Raw genomic sequence first — 19,132 nt, 5'->3', positions numbered from 1 at the left:
CGGGACGTCTGTGCTGGCGGCAGGCGACGTCAATGTGCGCATGCCGCGGGGGCCGGCGGCCTGGCCGCATCAGGTCGGTGTGATCCCGTCCCGGGCGCAGTCCTTCCAGCACCGCGCCGAGGCGCAGTGGCTGCGGGCGGTGGTCGAGGGCGGTGGTACCGCGGTGGTGGGGCAGGTGCTGACCGGGATGGGCGGGGTGGGCAAGACCCAGTTGGCCGCCGACTATGCCCGCACCGCCTGGGACGATGCATCGGGCGAGCAGCTGGACGTGCTGGTGTGGGTGACTGCCGGTACCCGGTCGGCGGTGGTGGACGGGTACGCGCAGGCCGCCTACGAGCTGTGCGGCTACGACAGTGAGGATCCTGAGCAGGCCGCGCGGGCCTTCCTGGCGTGGCTGACACCCAAAGCCGGGGCCAAACCGTGCCGGTGGGTCATCGTCTTGGACGATGTCGCCGACCCCGACGACCTCAAGCACCTGTGGCCGCCCGCCAGTCTGTACGGCCGTACCCTGGTCACTACTCGCCGCCGGGATGCCGCCCTGAGCGGGACCGACCGCCGCCTGGTTGACGTCGGCCTGTTCACCGGCACGGAAGCGGCCGCCTACCTCTCCCGGGCCCTGGCCGACCACGGCCGGCACGAACCCGCACCCGAGCTTGCTGCCCTCGCCGACGACTTTGGCCATCTCCCCCTTGGGCTGGCTCAGGCCGCCGCCTACCTCATCGACTCCGGCGAGACGGCGGCCGCCTACCGGGCCCTGCTGGCCGACCGCACCACCACCCTGGCCGACGCCGCACCCGACCGCCTCCCCGACAGCCAGGCCCTCCCCCTGGCCGCCGCCTGGTCCCTGTCCATCGAGCACGCCGACACCCTGCGCCCGGCAGGCCTGGCCCGCCCCATGCTCCACCTCACCGCCTTCCTCGACCCCAACGGCATCCCCGAAACCGTCCTGACCAGCAACCCCGCCCTGACCCACCTCGCCGAACATGCGAGCCGCACCCTCCCTTCGGCCCGCCAGGCGCGCCTCGCGCTGCGCGCCCTGCACCGGCTCAGCCTCATCACCCACAACCCCAGCGACCCCCAGCACGTCGTACGCGTCCACCAGCTCATCCAACGCGCCACCCGCGACACCCTCACCCCCGAACAGCACCACCAGACCGCCCGCACCGCAGCCGACGCCCTGCTCGACGCCTGGCCCTACCCCGAACGCGACACCACCTACGCCCAAGCCCTGCGCGCCAACACCACCGCCCTGGCCACCTGCGCCGAAGACGCGCTGTACCGGCCGGACGCCCACGATGTGCTCGCCCGCACGGGCCTCAGCCTCGGCGACAGCGGTCAGGCAACAGCCGCCCGCGACCACTTCCAATACCTGACCCGCACTATTACCCACCAGCTTGGTCCCGATCACCCCGACACCCTCACCACCCGGCACAGCCTGGCGTCCTGGCGGGGGGAGGCGGGGGATGCGGCGGGGGCGGCCGAGGCCTTAGCCGAGCTTCTGGCGGACCGGGTGCGGGTGCTCGGTCCCGATCACCCCGACACCCTCATCACCCGGCACAACCTGGCCTATTGGCGAGGGGCGGCGGGGGACGCGGCCGGGGCTGCCAAGGCCTCGACCGAGCTTCTGGCAGACCGGGTGCGGGTACTTGGTCCCGATCACCCCGGCACCTTCGCCACCCGGCACAGCCTGGCCTACTGGCGGGGGGAGGCGGGGGATGCGGCGGGGGCGGCCGAGGCCTTAGCCGAACTCCTGACCGACCAGGTGCCAATACTCGGTCCCGATCACCCCGACACCCTCGACACCCGGCACAGCCTGGCCTACTGGCGGGGGGAGGCGGGGGATGTGGCGGGGGCTGTTGAGGCCTTGGCCGAACTCCTGCCAGTCCAGGTGCGGGTGCTCGGTCCCGATCACCCCGACACCCTCGCCACCCGGCACGAGGTGGCGTACTGGCGGGGTGAGGCAGGGGATGCGGCGGGGGCTGTTGAGGACTTAGTCGAGCTTCTGCCGGACCGGGTGCGGGTGCTCGGTCCCGATCACCCCCACACCCTCGCCACCCGGCACAGCCTGGCCTACTGGCAGGGTGAGGCGGGGGACATGGCCGGGGCTGCCGAGGCCTTGGCCGAACTCCTGTCGGACCAGGTGCGGGTACTGGGTCCCGATCACCCCCACACCCTCGACACCCGGCACAACCTGGCCTACTGCCGGGGTGAGGTAGGGGACGCGGCCGGTGCTGTTGAGGCCTTGGCCGAAGTCTTGGCGGGCGAGGTGCGGGTGCTCGGCCCCGATCACCCCCACACCCTCACCACCCGGAACAACCTGGCCTACTGGCGGGGGAAGGGCTATTGATCCATCAACTGCCGAGCCGACCTCTACAGCAGAGCTGCTTCGATCCTCCAGGCCAAAGGGCTGAGAATGCGCCTTTGCGGCTGGTGACAGGGTTCTTACCGGGGCCCCCACTTCCAGCAGCAGGAGCGTTTGTGTCGAGGGGAGCCGCTGGCCGTCGAGCGCCCTGAGAACGGTGGGGTGGGTCAAGCCCGCACGCCCGGGCCAGTTCACGGCTGCCGATGCCGGCCCGGCTGGCGGCAAGCTCGGCGGATCCCCCGGAGTGATGAGGCACGAGCGCGGTGCAGGATGGATCGTTCACCCCCGCTAATCGGAAGCCCTGCACCCGCCCGCTGAGGCCCGTGAAGTAGCTGTGTAAGGTGCCGGTGACACAGGGCGCGATTCAGACCAATCACGCCTGTATAGACTATTTCCCTGGGGGGAATCCCATGAGCTTCGCCCAGCGCGGCGCCTTCAAGAGCGCTCTCGCCGCCACTGCCATCGCCGCGGCGATGGCTGCCACCGCCGGTACCGCGTTCGCGGCCGGGAACCCGGCCGACACGGCCGCGAAGGCCGCCGACCGGCCTGGCACTGCGGCGGCGAAGGGAAAGCTGGCCGCCCCGCGCGCGGCGTCCGGGGACTGGGAGCAGACGGCTACCTTCCCGATGGCGGCCATCGAGCGGGAGGGCTGGCTGGACTGGTACGTGCCCAACGGCCACGGCGGTTTTGAGGCGGCGCAGCTCACCGCCAGCAACATGAAGGACTTCAAGCATGTCCTGCAGGTCGACCAGGACAAGGACGGGAACAAGGACGGTGCCTGGAGCATCCTGAAGGACGGCACCCTCTTCTACGCCGGCACCAACAAGGGCTCGGCGAAGACGATCGGCGGGGGCTGGCAGATCTACAACAAGGTCCTCTCCCCCGGCAACCTCGCCGGAGCCCGCGAGTCCGACATCCTCGCCGTCGACAAGGCGGGTGTGATGTGGATGTACCTCGGCTACAACGACGGCCGGGTCACCGCCCGCACCAAGGTCGGCGGCGGCTGGGGCCAGTACACCGAGATCGCCGGCCAGGGCGACCTGAACGGCGACGGCCGCACCGACATCGTCGCCCGCGACAAGGCCGGTGTGCTGTGGCTGTACACCGGCAACGGCAACCGCAACGACCCCTTCAACAACCGCGTCAAGATCGGCGGCGGCTGGAACACCTACAACCGCCTCCTGTCCATCGGCGACCTCGACGGCGACGGACGCAGCGACCTCATCGCCCGCGGCAACGACGGCACCCTGTGGCGCTACTCCGGCAACGGCGACTCCCACGACCCGTTCGACAACCGCGTCAAGATCGGCTGGGGCTACAACTCCCTCAACCTGATCTAACCCAACAGGCGCGCCGGGCCGGTGGACGGATCCGGGTGCGTCGTGAAGGTCAAACGGATGGGGCGGCCCGCTTACTGGGCCGCCCCATCCGGCGTGCTCGGGACCGGAAGCGGGAATCGAACCCTCTCGCTGGCACCCGGGCGGTGTACGTGGCGGCCTCGGCCGCCCCGCCTGTCCGTACGGTGCTCCGGACCTCGCGCCACCTCATGATCCTTGCCGGGTACCGGTTGCGGCAACTGCTATAGCCGTCCGCGGCCGCCACAGCGGCACGGGTCCGCACGCCTCTGGTTCGAACCCGCCCGGTGACCCAGTGGTTCACCAGCCGTGGATCGAGACGGGCTCGCCCTTGAGGTAGTGGGCGACCCCGAGGGCGTTGTACGGGACTGCCTCGGCGGGGAGTTGGTCAGCGGGGTACCAGCCGATCCCGGCGCACTTGTGCGGTTCACCGTTGACTGGCGTTCCTTCCCATTCGGCTGTGGCGAAGAACCAGCCGATCCGGGACTGGCCCTCGCGGTTGCGGAAATGCATCACGTGCACGATGCGCAAGGTGGCGGGGTCGAGGGTGATGCCGACTTCTTCGCGGGCTTCGCGCACGGCGGCTTCGAGGGCGCTCTCGCCCTACAGCAACGACGGATCGGGCAACTGCATCTCCGTCGCCAACCGCACCGACGGCATCGCCGTCCGCGACTCCAAGAACCGGACCGGCCCGGCCTTCAGCGTCGGGTACACGGCCTTCAGCGCATTCCTTGAGTACGCCAAGGCGTTCTAGCTCACATTCGTGAGCCAGCTTCACCTACGGGCGAAGCCCGTGAGGTCAGAATGCCCTGAGAGCACCGCGGTCCGCCCCATAGAGAGTGGGGCGGACCGCTTCGTTGTTAGCAGCTCCGCCATCGCGCACACCTCCGTCGCTCACCATCCCCGACACGGGTCTCAGCGGGTAGGGGGCGCCGCCTCACGGACGGCGGACTATCGGTTTGATTACCTGGATCTTCTGTCGCCCATCGCGGACGGTGACGCGGTAGTCCCCGTACGGCGGCCAGGGGCCGTTCACCGTTGGCCAGCCGAGCTTTTCGAACGATCGCTCGGCGCGCTGGCCGCGTACTTTCATGAACGCAACTCCGTTGACGAGCCGGCCTTCACCTCCACCTTGCCCGTCCGCGATTAGCCGCAGCAGTGCATCGTGGCCGAACGGTCCGAAGAGCGGGGTCACCACGACGGCGCCGGGCGCGGCCTGATCAAGCCAGGCCTGTGGGATCTCGCGGACCGCCGCTGTCGAGATGATCCGCGTGTACGGAGCACGACTTGGGTAGCCCAGTTCCCCGTCGCCAGCGATCACAGTCGGCCGCAGACCGAGACCCGCGAGGGACTCGCGTGCCCGGGCAGCGAGCTCCGTGTCGATCTCCACGGTGACGACGTTCTCCGGAGGGACTCGCTGGGCCAGGAGGGCGGTGCTGTAGCCGGAGCCGGTGCCGATCTCCACCGCGACGTCGGCGGGGGCGGGGTCCAGATAGTGCAGCATGTCCACGACGACAGCGGAGCAGGACACAGCGCTGGTGAACGGTGCGTCCGTCGGCCCGTCCTCCGGGCGCACCGCGCCGTCCGCCACCTGTGTGATCAGCGAGGCGCGGGGCCGGTAGACCCCCTTGAGCCAGGCGCGTGGCCGTTCGCGGCGGTCGATCACATGGTGGAGCCCGTCGTCGCGGGGGGTGGGCCACCAGATCTGATCCGGCACGAAGTGTTCGCGTGGCACGGTCAGGAAGGCTTCGCGCAGCCATGGCCGCCCGTTGAAGTGGCCCTCCGTGCGGGCGTCGATCTCCGCGGCGCATTGTGCGCGCAGTTCGGCGGCGAAGGCCGAGAGGTCGATCTCGGCCTTAGTCATCCTCCGGATCCGGCTCCGGTGTCGGCATCGGATTCCCGGGGTCGCCGGGGCTTGAGGAGTCCCCGCCCACCTGTCCGTCCTTGTCTCCGCGGCTGCCGCCCATAACGCCTCCTCAATCTGGTGATCGGACTCGCGCGCCTGCCTACCACGCCGTCACTGCCACCAGACGACCAGCAACTTCAGGCGTCGGCAAGCGACTTGCAGGATGTGCATGCGCCGTAGGCAGGCCTGTCGGCTACCTCTATCGTGGGTGGGCACCTCCGGCCCGCTGGCCTGTGGGAGGCCCGATGAGCACCGATCCGCTGTGGGACAGCAGCCAGGTGCGAGCGCTGGTGGCCAGCCGCGACCCTGGTGGGCTCATCCGGGTGGGGCGGGAGGCCCGCGGCTGGCGGCAGCCGGACCTCGGCATCCGTATCGGCTGCTCCGCCTCCACCGTCAGCCGCTTGGAGAAGCGTGGCGACCGCGGCGAGCTCGGGCTCGTGCGGGCGGCCGCCCGCGAGGTCGACATGCCGACAGCTGTACTCGTGGCGTCTCTCGGGTTGAGCGCCCTTCCAGCCACTACAGTGGCGCCGGAAGGTCCACAACCCCAGGAGGACCCGATGCGCCGCCGCACCGTGCTCGCCGCCGCTGGCCTCGCAGGTCCCGCGCACCTCCTACTCGGCGTAGATGAGGCGCTGGCGACCATGCCCTCGCCCACCGGCTCCCCCATCCCGCTGGATTCCCGGCTCGCGGCCGCCCGCAGCCTGTTCGACAACGGGCGGCACGCCGCGCTCCTCCAGGAGCTGCCCGGCCTCCTCGCCGACGGCCATGCCGCCACCCGAGACCGTACGGAACTCGCGTACGCACGCCTTTCCGCGTGCTACGCCCTGGCCACCTCGGTCCTCACGAAGATCGGCCAGTACGAGCGGTCACGACTTACCGCGGACCGGGCGACGGTCTATGCGGAGCTCTCCAGCTCGCCGCTCGTCGCGGCCGCGGCCGCCCGTGAACTGAGCATCGTGCTGCGCCACCAGGACCGTCCGGAAGCGGCCGAGCGCCTGGTACTCGGTGCGCTCGCCAAGGTGGAGAACACGGGCCTGAAGACGGACGCGCAGGCCTCGGCGTACGCGCAGATGCTGTGCACCACCTCGTACACCGCGGCCCGCGCGGGCGACCGGGACCAGGCCCTGACGATGATCCGCGAGGCGAACCGGGCCGCCCGCCAACTGCCCGAACAGGCCCCATCAGGAAGGCTGTTCGCCATCACCCCGGCCGCGGTGACGCTCTACGAAGTCGGGGTGCACTGGGCACTCGGCGACGCCGGGGCAGCACTCCAGGCCGGCCACGGGCTGCGCGCGGACCAGTTCCCGACCGCCGAACGTCGGGCGCGGATGCATTCCGACCTCAGCCGGGCGTGGTGGCAGTGGGGTAAGCCGGAGCAGACCGCGCACGAGCTGCTCGCGGCAGTCCGGGTGTCGCCGGGCGAGGTCCGCGACCGCCCGGCCCTGCGGCAGATCGTCACCGCCCTACGAGAGAAGCACCCGCGCGTCCCCGGTGTACGGGAACTGGTGGCGGCAACCCAACGCCCCGCCTGAATCCGCATCAACGCGGGGATTCTGTTGGCTCCGTGATCATCTTGACGTTTATCCAGTTCGCCGGAGTTTGGTGCCGACCTTGTAGTGTGCGGCCGCTGGGTGCCCCGTACGTACGCCATGGGACCGCTCTACGCCGCGAACAACCTGCTGCTCGTGCCCTCCCAGGTCGAGGACGCCTTCCCCCGGGTGATCGTGGAGGCCGGGCTCCACGGCGTCCCACGATCGGCTCATCCCGGGGCGGCATCCCCGAGGCGGTCGGAGACGGCGGAGTGATCCTCCACCCCGACAACGTGGACGCCTGGATACAGGCGATCGAGTCGGCCGACCGGCCCGGCCTCGGTGCGAAGGCCCGCACGCGGGCCATGCCGCTGGCCCTGCCGTGCCTACCCGAGCTGGCTGCCGCCGGGCTGATCCCGGCGGCAGCCGTCGACTAGCGGGCCGCGAAGGCGGCCTGGACCTCGTCGATCTACCGCAGCGGCCGTCCCAAGCTCGGCGTCCTGCCCGACGGGCAGGAGATCACCGCGCGCCTGTACGCCCGCTCCCAGGTCCCCGGCGGCTGGCTCTACGACGTCGGCTTGCCCACCTACCGCAACACCGACCAGGGCCAGGTCGAGGCCGCCGAATACCGGGTCTGGGTCGAAGCCCCCGGCCACGTCCGCCCCCTCGACGGCGTCTCCTACGACGCCGTGCCGACCAGCCGCCTGCCGGACGGCATCCCCGACACACCCACCCAACGGCCAGCGGGCTGGGTCCTTGCCCGGCTGGGCAACAGCCGCGGCCCCGGCCGAGCGGTCCTCCACGCCCCCGACTGCGCTCAAGCCCCCGCCGGCGTCCCCGTGCTCTCGCTGGACCAGGCCCTCGCCCAGGCCGAGAAGCCTGGTGTCCGGCTGTGCACCCTGTGCGGCGCCACCCACGAACTCGACCCCGTCCTGCACGGCTTCGACGACGCGTTCGACCACTCCGGCGAAACGTGGGCCTGAGCGCCGACCCCGCACTCGTTCAGCAGCCGGGCGGGAACCCAGGCCCAGCGCTACGGGGTGAGCGCCCCGGGCCTTGGGTGGGGCTGTAGAGGTCCGGCCTCGGCATGGTGATCCGCCTCATTGAGGAGACCGACGGCCGCGAAGTCGAAGGCCCGGCTGCGCCACGGGGCTGGGCCCGGCCGGGTACCTCCGGAAACGGTCGCGCACCGGGCTCCCCGGACCCATGCACGGATCTAAATGCGCGAGTTGCGCATGGACTGCCACACGGCGCCAGCCAGCGCCCGCGTTGCCCGCGGGACCGACAGATGCTCGTGCTCGCGGTACAGGGCCCAGTTGTATGGCACGAGCGACAGCTTGTTGGAGGACAGCGATCCCGCCTGGTGCGCCCTGTAAACCGCAAGCGGCTCAGCCAGACCCCGGGCGTCCGCGCCGCCCCGCATGATCGACAGCCACAGGGCGTAGTCCTGGCGCTTGCGCATTTCCGGCATCAGCCTCGTGCCCAGGACCTTACGGTCGTACATGGCGGTGAGAGCACCGATGTGGTCTTGGACCAGCATCGCGCGGTAGTCCACGTGCTCTCGCGCATGGACCACGCGCCCGTTCGGGACCCAGCCGGTGCTCTCACCGTGATAGTCGGCGTCCATCTTGTAGTACGAGGTGAACGTCAACGGCGCAGTGGCCTGGGCAGCGAAGACGAGCTGCTTCTCGGTCTTCTCCGGCAGCCACATGTCGTCGCTGTCGAGAAAAGCGATGTAGTCCCCGCAGGCCCGCTCGATCGCCAGGTTGCGGGCCCGGCCCGCACCGCCCCGTTCGGGTGCCGCCTGCGGCAGGACTCGCTCGTCCTGCTCGGCGAACTCGCGCAACAGGTCCATCGAGCCATCGCAGGACTGGTCGTCGGTAACCAGCAGCTCCAGGTCACTGTGGGTCTGCGTGAGCACCGATCGGACGGCCGCGCCGAGCGTGGCTGCTGAGTTGTACACGGGCATCACGACAGACACCAGGGGCACAGCACTTCTCCTTGCCAGACCAGGACCTAGGGTCCATTCAAGCACCGCAATCGAGGGGCCCGCCCTCTGCTGGGGCTCCGTCACCGGCGGTCCGGACACCCATACGATCGAGCAGGCCACTGTCCGCCGGGGCGATGCGGGCGAGTGCGCCGATCTCCCATGCGGTCCACAGGGCGCCGTCGGTCGGTGCCGCCGTCAACGGCTGTTCGTGGATGCCTCGTTCGAGATGGTGACTGCATCGGGATCGGTGAATCGTTGCGGCGCCGGGGAGGCTTCCGCGGGCTTGGACCTTGCCAGCCACAGGCCGGTGAACACCGCAGTGACCAACGTGAGCGTGCCGGCAGTGAGGAAGGCGCTGTTGAGGCCGGTCTCGAAGGAGGCGCCGCTGGACTGCCTGGTGCGGACGACGGCTCCGAGTACCGCCACGCCGAGCACCGCGCCGATCTGCCGGGTGGTGCCGCTGATGCCTGACGCGAGGCCGCCTTCCTGTGGGCTGACCGCTTGGATGGCGGCTCCCGTCAGGGGGGACAGGGTCAGGGCGAAGCCGGTACCGACGACCCCCAGCCGCCACCACACGTTGCCGTAGCCGGTGTCGGCGTGCACCATGCCGAGTGCCAGCAGCCCCAGGCCGGCCAGGGCAAGGCCGGTGGTCACCACGATCCGGAAGCCGTAGCGGGCGGCGAGCCGACCCGCGTACGGGCTGACGACCACCATGGCGAGGGATACCGGCAGGGTCTGCAGGCCGGCGCGCAGGATCGAGCTGCCCTGGACGTACACGAAGAACTGGGAGAAGAAGAACGACGAACCCATGAGCGCGAACCCCACCACGACCATGGCGGTGTTGGACACGGTGAACAGGCGCTGCCGGAACAGCCGCAGCGGCAGCATCGGAGCGGAGCGACGCGCTTCGACGGCGACGAAGGCGGCGAGGAGCATCGCAGCGGCGGTGAAGCTGCCCAGGATCACCGGCGCCGTCCAGCCGCGGGCACCTCCCTCGATCAGCCCGTAGGTCAGCGCCCCCACCCCCAGAACGGACAGCACCGTCCCCGGGATGTCGATCGCGGAGGCGCTCGGATTGCGGGACTCACCGAGGTGGCGCAGACCGAGCAGCAGAAGGACCACGCCGATGGGCAGGTTGACCAGGAAGATGGCGGGCCAGCCGAAGGCATCTGTCAGCACGCCGCCGGCCACGGGGCCTGCGGCCAGACCGATGCCGCTGAGCCCGGCCCACAGTCCGATCGCCTTGATTCGCTCCTGCGGTACGGGATGGGCGGTGGCCAGCAGGGCGAGCGAGGCGGGGCTCAGCGCGGCGGCCCCGATGCCCTGCAGCACCCGGCCGGCCACCAGCCAGCCGAGCGAGGGTGCGAGGGCGCACAGCACCGATGCGGCGGTGAACACCGCCACGCCGGTCAGATACACCCGCTTGCGGCCGAACCGGTCGGCGAAGATACCGCCGGACAGCAGCAGCATGGCGACCAGCAGGACGTACGCGTCGACGATCCATTGCAGACCGGTCAGCTGAGTGTGCAGCCGGTGCTGCATGTCGGGCAGCGCTGCTCCGACGATTGTGTTGTCGAGCAGGACCATGAATTGGCCCAGGCACGTCACCGTGAGCAGCGCGGCCCGGTTCGGTCGACTGCCTCCGGCCGCAGGCGATGCGTCCATGGGGATCCTCTCAGCGTTGGTTGCGCCTCTCCGCAGCCGACATGGTCAGCCCCCGGGCGCTCTAAAGCAGTCAATGGCTGCGTTAGGTGACTGTAAGGCGGGTTGCCACACAAACGCAAGCGTCGACTGCATTAAGGTGTAGGTATGAACGAGCAACAGCGAGCCCGGCGGCCCGGCGGGCGCAGCGCCCGCGTCGGCGCGCAGGTGCACCAGGCCGTCACCGACCTGATCAATGAGCGCGGCTACGGCAACTTCACCGTCGGCGAGGTCGCGGCCCGCGCGGGAGTGGCCGACAGCAGCATCTACCGCCGGTGGGGCGGCCTGGAAACCCTGCTCACCGACGTGGCGCTCACCCGTCTCAACGCGCAGTCACCGATGCCCGACACCGGGAGCCTGGCCGGCGACCTGCGCATGTACGCGGCCAACGTGGCCCGCGAGATCACCGGACCCGACGGCCTGTTGTTGGTGCGCCTGGCCGTCGCCCTGTCCAGCAACGGTGAGCAGGGCCAGCAGGCGCGTGACGACCTCCGCGCCGAACGCACCCGGCAACTGCAGTCCATGCTCGATCGCGCCCGCGAACGCGGCGAGCACGCACCCGACGCGCTCGACGTGCTGGACCACATCCTGGCCCCGATGTACATCCGCGTCTTGTTCGGCATCGTCCCGCTCACCCCGGACTACGTCGACGCGCTGGTCGACCGAATGCTGTGACCTCAACCCGGTTCCGAGGCTCAGTCCTTTGGACGTGGTGCCAGGGCTCCACGGAGCCCCGGCACCACAAGGTGCCGTGGCGGGTTTCTCAGGCATCTGGGCCGACGCCCCGGGACGCACACGACGGATGATTCGGGCGAGTACGTGCTGGGCCCCGGCAGAGGCGCATTGCTCTGCCGGGGCCCGGTGTGATCGAGTTTGCTTTCAGGAGGGTTACGGGGCGGGGCTGAGCCGCTTCCACGGCTTGCCGCCGTTCGCCTCGGCCGTGCCGGGTTCGGCGGTGGTGTACCACTGGGCGTACCAGTAGTAGCCCTGGTGCCTGACGAACGCGGCTGTCGAGGCCTTCGTGTCGCCCGTGAGGATGTGTGTGCCCCGGTCGGTCGCGCCGCCCGCGACCTCGAGATCGTTGCCGCCGGTCAGGGAGCGCAGCTTGAAGAGGCCGTTGTGTTTGGGGGCGCCGGGTGCTCCTTCGCTGCCGTTGTCGGCGATGGGGATCAGTTTCCACTTCTGCTCGGCTCGCCCGTCACAGCCCAGTGAGGCGGTGTCCTTGCGCGAGGCGGTCGCGGTCATGCAGCGTGTCCCGCTGCTGACGGTGTAGGCGCCGTCGCCGGCGGGCTGGATCTTCCAGTACTGGTTGGGGTTTTCTTCCATGCGTTCCACGAGGTGCGCGCGGGACTCATCGGGGTTGTTGTCGATCATCATGGGGTTTCCGGACGGGCTGTCGCCGTACTCGAACATCCAGCCCTTCTCCCCCTTGTCGTACATCCGCCACAGCCGTCCGCCATCCGGCCGGTAGACCTGCCCTTGTTTCCAGGCGCCAGCCTGGCATTCGGCTCCCGTGCTGGGCGCGGGTGGGGTGGCCGTCGTGACGTCGCGGCGCCGGTCGCCGGTGGAGCCGTATTCCTTGCCGCCGATGGTGAAGGTGACGTTGGCCGGCCCGGTGATGGGCAGGTAGTACTTGAGGTCGATGTCGCGGGATTTGCCCGGTGCCAGGTCCTCGCAGTAGCCGAGGGTGAGGGTCAGGCGGTGGAAGTCGCCCTTCAGGCCGCCCACGTTGGGGCCGGTGTGGCCGGGGGTGAGGCCCTTGATCTCCTTGTAGTCGTTGTCCTTGACGACGGGCGGTGTGGAGGTGGGCAGGTCGAGGGAGATCTGGGTGCCCTGGGCGAGGGTGACGCCGGTGTTGTTGGTGATCCGCAGCTTCGGCTGGATCGGATAGAAGTCGTCCTTTCCGGCGGGGAACTCGACCAGTTCCGCCGTCACGTCGATCACCTCCCTGGGCTGCTGACGGCCCCCCGCCTTCGTGTTCCCGTACGCTCCGGCGCCCTTGAGGGCGTCGTCCAGGCGGGTGGTGAGGTCATAGCCCATCCCCCACTCCCCGCCCGCACGCTGGGTGTAGTCGCCGGCGAGTTCCCAGATCATCGCTCCGCCGATGCCCTTGTCGGCGATGTATCTGCTCTTGGCGTCGATGGACTTCTCGTTCTCGGTGGACAAGAACACCCGCTTGGTTGCGTTCCACAGCCAGGGGGCCTGGAGCGCGTCAGAGTACTTCTCGGCGTACGTGCCGCTCAGCTGGCCCTCGGCCCGGTCGGTGTCGACGCCGTAGGACGTGAGGTAGCCGGGCGTGATGCCGGCCTGGAGGTTCTTGGTGTGCCACAGCGGGTTCGACCCGGCTCCGACCTCGCGTCCGTTCTCGCTGTCGTGCCACACGTTGTCGATGCCGACGGCGCCGAGCCCGCATGCCTGGGCGTTCGCCGGGCCCCTGCCTCCGGTGCCCAGGGGGCACTGGGACTGTTCCGGCATCGCAGCTGTCCCCCACAGCCCGTCCGAGCCGCCCTGGACGTCCCGCCAGCCCCGTGAGTAGTAGGGGATGCCGAGGTTGATGCGGCCGGGCGGCAGCGCCCCGCGGTAGTAGTGGTAGGACCAGTCGGTGTTGAAGTAGCCGTGCTTCTGGAAGTCCTTCGTATCCGCCGCCTGGTCGTTGTAGATCCCGGCGTCGGCCAGCTCGTTGTCCTTCCCGTCGTCGTACAGCGGGGCCTGCGGGCCGACGAACTTGTTCCACGAGCCGTGCAGGTCGTAGCTCATGACGTTGACGAAGTCCTGGTACTGCAGCGCCTGGCCGGCGTCCAGGCCGCGGACCAGGTAGCCGGAGGAGGAGCCCGCGGAGGTCAGCAGATAGTAGCGGCCCTTGTCCGAGCCCGCCCGGTCCAGCTTCTCCCGGAGTGTCTTCATCAGCGCGTTGTAGCCCTGCTGCAGGCCCTTGCGACGCGGGTTGGAGACGTCCCAGTCCTTCGGGTTGCCCGTGTTGGGCAAGGCGGTCGGGTACTCGTAGTCGATGTCCACCCCGTTGAATCCGTACCGGTCCAAGAAGCCCGTCACCGAGTCGGCGAACGTGTCGATGCCCGCCTGGTTCACGCTGCCGTCGGCGTTCGTGGTCATCGCGTAGAAGTCCCGGGTGTCGGCCCAGCCTCCCACCGAGATCAGCGTCTTCACCGCGGGATGCTTCTTCTTGTAGCTGTTGAGCAGGTTGAAGTGCCCCTTGTACGGCAGCGAGCTGTCCATGGCGTTCTTCTCGCCCGCCCAGGTCATCCCGGTTGCCGGGTTCTGCGGGTCGCTCTCGTCACCGATACTGATCCGGTTCCCGTCGACCTTGGCGAACGCGTAGTTGATGTGCGTCACCTTCGACCACGGGATGTTCGACACCAGGTACTTCGGATCGCCGTTCACGCCCGCACGCCACCCGGTGAAGTAACCCACCAGCCGCCGCGTGCGGTTGTTGCCGACCCACTCGCGCCCCGAGCCGTCGTACGCGTCGCAGTATCGCGCCGCCACGCCTTGGGTCTGGGCCATGCCCTCGGGGCGGCAGTCGCCCGTGGAGGCGGGTTTGGTGCCGCGGTCGTCCACGGAGCCGTCGAAGGGATCGCCCGCGTCGCCGCCGTCGGGCTGGCCGATCGGCGGGGCGGACATCTGCCACTTCTGTGCCTCGCTGCCGTTGCAGTCATACAGCTGCAGCGCCCGGGCGGTGTCCGACCGGGGGACGTCCAGGCACTTGCCGGAGCTCGGGTTGCGCAGCTCCTGCCGGGCGCTGTACACCCACCGCTGGGCAGCACTGCCGTTGCACGCATACAGCTGGACCGGGGTGCCGTTGTCGGCGCGCCCGCCGTCGACGTCCAGGCACTTCGCCAGTGTCTGGAGCGTGCCGTCGCTAGCCGCGGTCCAGCCCTGGCCGTCCGACCCGGCGCAGGTGGCCAGACGGATGGGCGTGCGGTCCTCGCGGCTACCCTCGCGCGGCTCGACGCACTTGCCCTCAAGCCCCTTGATCGTGCTGACGGGCAGGGCGGTCCCTGCCTCGCGGAACTTCCACCGCTGCTTTGGGCTGTCCGCCTCGCAGTCCGCCAACTCCAGGGGCTGCTCGGCCTCTCCAGCACTCAGGCAGCGCCCGTCGGCCCCACTCACCAAGGTGTACCAGCCTTCGCCTGCTCCCTTCGCTTGCCACACCTGGTTGGCGTTGCCTTCCTGGGTCTCGACCAGATGCGTGCGGTGGGGTCCGGGATCGTGGTCGACCGCCATGTCCGGCTTCGCGGCCGCGGTGATCCGCCAGTTTTCTCCGCCCAGCGACCGCATCACCCAGCGCTGTGCCTCTGAGTCATTGGGCTCGTACGCCTGCACGCTGGTACCGCTCGCGGTGCTGCTGCCCTTCAGGTCCATCACCGTGCCGGTGGCCGACCTCAGCTCCATGCGTCCCCCGTCACGCGGTTCCGTCCCGCCGGCCGGGTCACGCGGGGTGATGACCACATCGGCCGGGTAGTCGATGTACCAGTACTGGTCGTCCATGACGTGCGGACAGGGGTCGTGGCTGACCCACTTCTTTCCCCCCGACTCCTTGCCGGGATCCTGCGCCAGGCAGGTGCTTGCTGCCCGGCCCTGGTCCTGCGACAGGGCGACACGGCCGTCGTCACGACGTGTCAGGAACCAGGTTTTCTCCTTGCCGCCCAGATAGGTCCAGCTGTTGTAGGTGTCGAGGTAGCGGCCGTTGTGCTGTGCCTGCAGCGAGATGCGACCCGTGCCCGCGTTGCGCAGCAGCCACCGCTGGCTGCCCGAAGCTTTGTCCGGGGACGTGACGAGGTAGGAATCGTCGCGTGCCTTGGCAGCGTCCAGGACCTCCCCGGTGCGGTCGTTGCGCAGCCGGACGACCCCCTCACGCTCACCCCTCAAGGGACTGGTTTTCGTGCCACCGTCCGATGCGCCGCATTCGTAGGCGGCGACGTCGTTCTGCGCCAGCGCCTGCCCCAGCCCGCTCAGGCACGATGCCAGCGCGAGCTGTCCAAACGCGTTGGGGTGGATCGCCTCCTGCTGATCCCCCTGCGCCTTCCCTTCGAACCGCTCCCTGGTCCAGTTGCTGAGGTAGGGGACCCAGCGCACCCATTCGGCCTTCTCCGCCGGCAAGGGACTGCTCTTGTTGTTCGCGCTGGTGGCCTGCTCCGCCGACTTGGCGCACAGCTCGTGCCCGGCAAACGCGTTCTGCACGTCCAGGAACTTCGCCCCGGCTGTCCCGGCGGCGGCCCGCAGCATGCTGCTGATGCGGGGGACGACGGAGTCGCGGGCCCAGTCGGAGTCGGTGTCACGGAACGGGCATCCGCCGCTGGTGTACCGGGGGAAGCTCAGCACACCTTCGCCGTAGCGGTAGTCGGAGCTCTTCGGGAGCACGTTGGGATACGACTGGAGCACCAGCCGGTAATCCGACTGGCCCGCTGCCCTCATCGCGCTGCGGATATCCATCAGGTTCTTGGTCACCTTGGCCCGGACCCCGTCGAGCGCATCGGCAAACCCCTTCTCCCGGGTGCTGGAGCACTGCCACCGCACGGCAGGATCGAGGTTTCCGACCGAATCCTCCAGATAGGATTTCGCACACGCCTGGACGATTTCGCTGAAGTTCAGGTCGTTTCCGCCGATCGACAGCACGACCATCCGGATGTCGTACTCCCGGGCCAGCTCTGCAAGCCGCTGAACCTGCGGCTTCTTGTCCTTGAATGCCGTGGAAGTGATGTTCTCGGTCGTCGCCCCCGAGCAGGCGAGGTTGAACCGGCGCTCTGCGGGAATCCCCTCGAACTCAACTCCCTTGATGGGAGCCACATCCGACCGGTCGCAGCGGTTCCCCCCGGCATAGGACGTCCCGCCGTACACACAGTCCTCCCCGCCCTGGCACCTCGACTTCCGGTCGGTGCCCCACACGTCACCTTCCTCCTTGGTGAGCGCGTTGCCCGCCCATCGGCCGCCTTCACCGGAGAGGTAGCTATCGCCCATCGAGACGATGGCGGACGGCCTGCCCGTACACGCATCACCCGCAACGCGGGCCTTCGGCGCCGCACTCGACCTGGCAACAGGAGCGCACTCGGTGCCGAACCGCACCGCCCAGTGGTCAGACTTGAGGTCCTCGATGCGCTTCGGATTGACACCCAGGCTGCTGCCCTCGTCCGCGATCATGTAGTCGAGCACCTTGTTTTCGCGGGTGGGCAGAACCGTGGCGATCACACGAGCCCTCAGCGGCTGCAGTTCGTCCTGCCTCCACTGGTTCGACTCCCGATTGAAGTCCCCCATCACGGCCCAGTCGTCAGTGCCGGCGTCATCGTGAGCGGCTTCGACCAACGCGGCCGTGTCGCGGCCCCCGTTCTCGCCGTGCGCGCTGTACAGCCAGGTGCCGGCCACGCGGATTCCCAGCATCGGCTTCGGGTTCTTGACCGTGTTGCCGATTTCGCCCACCCGGCCGATCACGTGGATGTTCGCATCATTGAGAGCGATATCCCGATCGACAAGAAAAGCAATATTCCGTGTGTGGTCGTCGGCAACGCGCGTTTCAAGGAAGTAGAACAAGTAACCGTCGACGGCTGTGCATTTGAACACCCGGTAATCTATGGTCTCCTTCGGCCCCTTACTGATGAAGCTGTGAGGGTCGTCGCAGGCATAGCCGTCCGGAGCGTTTTGTCCCACCTCCTGGAGCGCCACGACCTGCGGAGGGTTGGGCTCCCTCAGGAGCTGATGAATCCTCGGCCAGTACTTGGACGCGTTCTGCATGTTGAACGTCGTGGCGCGCAGACCGGACACCGCTGCCTGCGCGGCAGGAGCGCTCGCACCCATCACCCCGAGCAGTCCGGCCATCAGTGCGGCAACGAGTGCGGCGGATATCAGCCGCACTCTTGGCCGCCTTCGGCCCCTTCTTGTTGTCATCCGTCATCCCCTGGATTGGCCACTACTTGACCCGCCCACCTCAACACAGGGCAATCAACAGGAGATAATCACTTGCTCATCGACACCGCGCAGGCTGCACTCGCGCCCCAGCGCAGGCGAGCGCACTCCTTCACACGGCCCAGCAGCGCAGGCACCTCCACCACCGCTCTCCCAGAACAACGCACCCTCCCTGCCACCCCCGGGACGGCAGTGGGACCCCGCAGATCAACACCGATCCCCAGAACGCCCAGAAAAATACCGAGTTGAGCGAATAGCCTCAAATGTTAGTCGGGAAAGGGGTGCGTATCTGTGTTGCCTGGCAGTGGCGCAAGCCCGCCACCGGGCCGCAGCTCTGAGCCCCGCATGCCGAAATCCACGGACGACTGCCAACCGCACCGCGTTCTACGGGGAGACCACATGACAGCTCCACAACACCCGTTATCCGCACACGCCGTCGCTGCTCGTACCCGAAGACAAGCTGCGGCAGTGCTCCTTGCCGGGAGTCTGCTGGCACTGGCCGGAAGCAGCGCCAGCGACTCCCCCGCATCGTCCAAGCCCAGCCCCACCCACACCCACTGTCTCGGGCTCTCCCAGTTCCACCACTGATGCCGCAGACGCGGCCATCATCGCGGCGTACACCAGTTCCTGGGACGCGCAGACCAAGGCCTACAGCAAGGCCTCCTCCACGGGAACCAACCTTCAGAAGAACACCACCTTCAAGGCGCTGGCCGACATCGAGAGCGACCTGGTGGCCATACGCAAGGCCGGGCCAAGTGACCACCGGCAGGCCGGCGATCCGCCCGAGGGTCATCACCGTGACCCACGGCAGAGTCCCCACAGCGACGGTCGTCGACTGTGTCGACACGACGAACTGGACGCTGGTCAACACGGCCTCGAAGCGAAAGGTGTCGCTGCCCACGACGCGGCTCATCACCGGCGACGGGGGAAAATCATCGCGGACGCCGTCATGTACTACACGCTCATCGAGGCAGAACAGCGCACGAAACTACGGGCGTTCGTCGAAGTCCATCGCACCACCATGAGCGGCGAACGGCTCGCATCAAAACTCATCGAGTACGCGCGACTGCCGTGGGCCGCCAGCACACACGGCGGCCCACGGGAACCGGCAGCGTGTGGCTGCGTCGGTACCCGGTCTTCCCCCGCATCCTTGTTGTCCTGACTGGCGCCTCCTGGTACGTCCTGGACAACCGGATCGCCGACCTGTAGGCCATGGCTGCACCGCACCCACCCGTCGCCGCCCTCGCCCGTGAGGTACCCCTAGGCGCGGCAGTTCTCAACGACCTCGAGCTCCGCAGCCCCACAGGTGATGTGTGGGTACCACTAGCTCGCAGGGGGCCGAGTACTGCTCGTGGACAGACCTCTAGGTAAATG

The 19,132-nt window shown here is 68.8% G+C and carries 13 protein-coding genes and 1 pseudogene; 9 read left to right on the top strand and 5 right to left on the bottom strand.

Translation table 11 applies throughout. The annotated features are described in order from the left end of the window. The first annotated feature begins 40 nt into the window (after nt 1-40). Nucleotides 41-2,347, top strand: coding sequence for an FxSxx-COOH system tetratricopeptide repeat protein (fxsT, locus tag IE252_RS32555; protein ID WP_190093035.1), 2,307 nt, complete (start codon nt 41-43; stop codon nt 2,345-2,347). A gap of 425 nt (nt 2,348-2,772) precedes the next feature. Further along, nucleotides 2,773-3,702 (top strand): FG-GAP repeat domain-containing protein, encoded by a 930-nt coding sequence (locus tag IE252_RS32550; protein ID WP_190093034.1) that lies wholly within the window; start codon nt 2,773-2,775, stop codon nt 3,700-3,702. Between the two features lie 315 nt (nt 3,703-4,017). Here the strand turns inward: IE252_RS32550 and IE252_RS32545 are convergent, their stop codons facing one another. Beyond that, complete coding sequence (locus IE252_RS32545) at nt 4,018-4,296, bottom strand: NUDIX domain-containing protein (RefSeq protein WP_190093033.1); 279 nt, start codon at nt 4,294-4,296, stop codon at nt 4,018-4,020. Here IE252_RS32545 and IE252_RS32540 point away from each other — a divergent pair. After that, nucleotides 4,268-4,471 carry a DUF397 domain-containing protein gene (locus IE252_RS32540; RefSeq protein ID WP_190093032.1) on the top strand — a complete coding sequence of 68 codons (204 nt, stop codon included), beginning with the start codon at nt 4,268-4,270 and terminating at the stop codon, nt 4,469-4,471. The genes IE252_RS32545 and IE252_RS32540 overlap by 29 nt on opposite strands. A gap of 183 nt (nt 4,472-4,654) precedes the next feature. Here the strand turns inward: IE252_RS32540 and IE252_RS32535 are convergent, their stop codons facing one another. Beyond that, nucleotides 4,655-5,581, bottom strand: a complete 927-nt coding sequence (locus IE252_RS32535) for a methyltransferase domain-containing protein (protein WP_190093031.1) — start codon at nt 5,579-5,581, stop codon at nt 4,655-4,657. 287 nt (nt 5,582-5,868) lie between these two features. Here IE252_RS32535 and IE252_RS32530 point away from each other — a divergent pair, with 287 nt between their 5' ends. From IE252_RS32530 to IE252_RS32515, 4 genes are all read left to right on the top strand, one after another. Further along, nucleotides 5,869-7,155 carry a helix-turn-helix domain-containing protein gene (locus IE252_RS32530; RefSeq protein ID WP_190093030.1) on the top strand — a complete coding sequence of 429 codons (1,287 nt, stop codon included), beginning with the start codon at nt 5,869-5,871 and terminating at the stop codon, nt 7,153-7,155. A gap of 117 nt (nt 7,156-7,272) precedes the next feature. Beyond that, nucleotides 7,273-7,428, top strand: coding sequence for a hypothetical protein (locus tag IE252_RS32525; protein ID WP_229848931.1), 156 nt, complete (start codon nt 7,273-7,275; stop codon nt 7,426-7,428). Beyond that, nucleotides 7,425-7,589: a hypothetical protein gene (locus IE252_RS32520; RefSeq protein ID WP_190093028.1), complete on the top strand. Its 165-nt coding sequence runs from the start codon at nt 7,425-7,427 to the stop codon at nt 7,587-7,589. Before IE252_RS32525 ends, IE252_RS32520 begins: the two co-directional genes overlap by 4 nt. Before the next feature lie 141 nt (nt 7,590-7,730). Further along, nucleotides 7,731-8,135 (top strand): DUF6233 domain-containing protein, encoded by a 405-nt coding sequence (locus tag IE252_RS32515; RefSeq protein WP_308434584.1) that lies wholly within the window; start codon nt 7,731-7,733, stop codon nt 8,133-8,135. Between the two features lie 233 nt (nt 8,136-8,368). Here IE252_RS32515 and IE252_RS32510 read toward each other — a convergent pair whose 3' ends face one another. Both IE252_RS32510 and IE252_RS32505 read right to left on the bottom strand, forming a co-directional pair. Then, nucleotides 8,369-9,142: a glycosyltransferase family 2 protein gene (locus IE252_RS32510; RefSeq protein WP_190093027.1), complete on the bottom strand. Its 774-nt coding sequence runs from the start codon at nt 9,140-9,142 to the stop codon at nt 8,369-8,371. A gap of 195 nt (nt 9,143-9,337) precedes the next feature. Further along, the gene (locus IE252_RS32505; protein WP_190093026.1) at nt 9,338-10,807 is read right to left on the bottom strand and encodes an MFS transporter; all 1,470 of its coding nucleotides are present in this window, start codon (nt 10,805-10,807) and stop codon (nt 9,338-9,340) included. A 144-nt stretch (nt 10,808-10,951) separates the two neighbouring features. On the opposite strand from IE252_RS32505, the gene IE252_RS32500 reads away from it, so the two are divergent. Beyond that, nucleotides 10,952-11,518, top strand: a complete 567-nt coding sequence (locus IE252_RS32500; protein WP_190093025.1) for a TetR/AcrR family transcriptional regulator — start codon at nt 10,952-10,954, stop codon at nt 11,516-11,518. A 213-nt stretch (nt 11,519-11,731) separates the two neighbouring features. Here the strand turns inward: IE252_RS32500 and IE252_RS32495 are convergent, their stop codons facing one another. Continuing rightward, nucleotides 11,732-17,707 carry a glycosyl hydrolase family 18 protein gene (locus IE252_RS32495; protein WP_190093024.1) on the bottom strand — a complete coding sequence of 1,992 codons (5,976 nt, stop codon included), beginning with the start codon at nt 17,705-17,707 and terminating at the stop codon, nt 11,732-11,734. A gap of 979 nt (nt 17,708-18,686) precedes the next feature. On the opposite strand from IE252_RS32495, the pseudogene IE252_RS44375 reads away from it, so the two are divergent. After that, nucleotides 18,687-19,125, top strand: a pseudogene (locus tag IE252_RS44375) (replication-relaxation family protein); the annotation flags it as partial. Between the last annotated feature and the right edge of the window lie 7 nt (nt 19,126-19,132).

This window comes from Streptomyces melanogenes, assembly GCF_014649795.1.
In the GTDB taxonomy this organism is placed as follows: domain Bacteria; phylum Actinomycetota; class Actinomycetes; order Streptomycetales; family Streptomycetaceae; genus Streptomyces; species Streptomyces noboritoensis.
The sequence above is the reverse complement of the archived record's forward strand: the minus strand, read 5'-3'. Positions and strand labels throughout refer to the sequence as shown.

Excerpts from the sequence above, each read along its gene's own strand:
- fxsT (WP_190093035.1), top strand. The coding sequence starts at position 41 with ATGCCGCGGGGGCCGGCGGCCTGGCCGCATCAGGTCGGTGTGATCCCG.
- IE252_RS32550 (WP_190093034.1), top strand. The coding sequence starts at position 2,773 with ATGAGCTTCGCCCAGCGCGGCGCCTTCAAGAGCGCTCTCGCCGCCACT.
- IE252_RS32540 (WP_190093032.1), top strand. The coding sequence starts at position 4,268 with ATGCCGACTTCTTCGCGGGCTTCGCGCACGGCGGCTTCGAGGGCGCTC.
- IE252_RS32535 (WP_190093031.1), bottom strand. The coding sequence starts at position 5,581 with ATGACTAAGGCCGAGATCGACCTCTCGGCCTTCGCCGCCGAACTGCGC.
- IE252_RS32530 (WP_190093030.1), top strand. The coding sequence starts at position 5,869 with ATGAGCACCGATCCGCTGTGGGACAGCAGCCAGGTGCGAGCGCTGGTG.
- IE252_RS32525 (WP_229848931.1), top strand. The coding sequence starts at position 7,273 with ATGGGACCGCTCTACGCCGCGAACAACCTGCTGCTCGTGCCCTCCCAG.
- IE252_RS32505 (WP_190093026.1), bottom strand. The coding sequence starts at position 10,807 with ATGGACGCATCGCCTGCGGCCGGAGGCAGTCGACCGAACCGGGCCGCG.
- IE252_RS32500 (WP_190093025.1), top strand. The coding sequence starts at position 10,952 with ATGAACGAGCAACAGCGAGCCCGGCGGCCCGGCGGGCGCAGCGCCCGC.